Source organism: Streptomyces graminilatus (assembly GCF_001418565.1).
In the GTDB taxonomy this organism is placed as follows: domain Bacteria; phylum Actinomycetota; class Actinomycetes; order Streptomycetales; family Streptomycetaceae; genus Streptomyces; species Streptomyces graminilatus.
The window spans coordinates 1-1,514 of record NZ_LIQQ01000557.1; the positions used below are offsets into that span (position 1 = coordinate 1).

Annotated in this window: 3 protein-coding genes; all 3 read left to right on the forward strand. The window is 75.0% G+C overall.

Features of this window, described 5'->3' with window-relative positions; genetic code table 11:
- A partial coding sequence (locus AOK08_RS36425; RefSeq protein ID WP_157876947.1) for a hypothetical protein occupies positions 1-274 on the forward strand: 274 nt, incomplete at its 5' end.
- 43 nt (positions 275-317) lie between these two features.
- Positions 318-482: a hypothetical protein gene (locus AOK08_RS46155; protein ID WP_157876948.1), complete on the forward strand. Its 165-nt coding sequence runs from the start codon at positions 318-320 to the stop codon at positions 480-482.
- The gene (locus tag AOK08_RS36430) at positions 479-1,171 is read left to right on the forward strand and encodes a hypothetical protein (RefSeq protein ID WP_241827242.1); all 693 of its coding nucleotides are present in this window, start codon (positions 479-481) and stop codon (positions 1,169-1,171) included. The genes AOK08_RS46155 and AOK08_RS36430 overlap by 4 nt, the downstream gene beginning before the upstream one ends.
- The last annotated feature ends 343 nt before the right edge of the window (positions 1,172-1,514 follow it).

Here is a 1,514-nt window from a genome sequence, read left to right on the forward strand (position 1 = left end):
CGTCGAGCTGTGGCCCCTGATGCATCTCGGCATCGCCCTCGGCGGTTTCGTCGCCGCCGCGCTCGGCCTTGCGGGGACCGGCGAGGCGACCCGCGCGAACCTGGACGGATTCGCCTCGGACCCTCTCCTCTCCCCGATGGCCTCGGCCCTGGAGCGGATCCTCGCCGGAGACCGCGGCCCGGAACTCGCCGCAGGGCTTGAGCAGCCGTCCCAGCGGGCGGCGGTCACGGCGGTGCTGCGCTGCCTCAACGACGTGGAGTCGGCGCCCCGTTGACCGGACGACGGTGAGCGCGCCCGCGATTGGGGATACTGCGTGCATGGCGGACGCCCCGAAGATCAACGAAGTACGGCTCGGCGACGACGGTGTGCTGGAGTTCTACGACGGCACGGCGTGGGTCCTGTACCCGGACGTGCCCGATGACGACGGGCCGCCCCAGGCGCTGACCAAGGACTCGCCCACCGCGGAGGACTGGCCGCGTTGATCACCCCCATGACCGCCCCCGCGCAACCGCCGCCGGACGCGCCCGAACCGGGTGCCGTCACACCCTTCGACGCGCTCCCCTCCCCCCTCGACGCCGTGCCCGAACTGCGGGCCGCCGCACGGTGGATGATCGCGTCGTTCGGTGCCGTCGGGGCCGCGCTCGTGGGCGGTGGGCCACTGGTGGCCGTCGGGAAGGTGCACGGGCTGGGCGAGGCGCTGGTCGCCGGCGCCGCGCTGGTCGTCGCGCTCACCGGGGTCTGCCTCGCCGTCTGGCAGGTCAGCCGGGTGCTCGTACCGCCGATCACCACGGCGGCCACGCTCAGCACCCCGGCGGTACGCGGCCTGCGCGAGCTGGTCGACGCCTCCCCCGCCGACTTCTTCGGCTCCGCCGCCACCGGCGTGGACGACCTGCTGCGTCACCGTGCCGTCGCCGTGAACATCAACCGCGCCCTCGCGACGGAGACCGACCCGCTCCGCCGCGCGCAGTTGCGAGGGCACCTGGACCGCGCGAGGACCAACATCGCCCGCACCGACCCCTTCGTACGCTGGCTGCTCGCCATGGCCCACGTCTGGCAGATCCGGGCAACCTTCCACACGGCCCGCCGCTGGTGCCTCCTGTCGGTGGCCCTCGTCGCGACCGGGGCGGTGGCCTTCCTGACGGTGACAGGCGGGTCCCCCGGCAACAGCTGACCCACGGAACGACGTCACGTGTCCGTCGGGGGGCACGGGGCCACATCGCCGCTCCGGGGCACGGGGCACATGTCCGCGCGCCTCCGCTCAGGGCCCGCCTCCGCCGCCCCTAAGGCGAGCCACGCCGACGCGGGCACGCCGACACCCGCAGCGACGGGGCCCGCCATGACGGGGGCCAGCCCTCCCGAAGGACCGGCCGCGACGAGCACCCGCCATCCCCCATGCCCACCGCGACGAGGGGCCCGGCCCGAGGCCCAGAACGGGGAGCTGCGAGCGGCAAACGGCAAGCGGGGAGCAGCGAGCGGGCACCCCCGCACCGCCCGACGGCCCGGCCCGCACCACC

What these genes read in the sequence shown, in the direction of transcription:
- AOK08_RS46155 (WP_157876948.1), top strand. Translation starts at nt 318, where the DNA reads ATGGCGGACGCCCCGAAGATCAACGAAGTACGGCTCGGCGACGACGGT.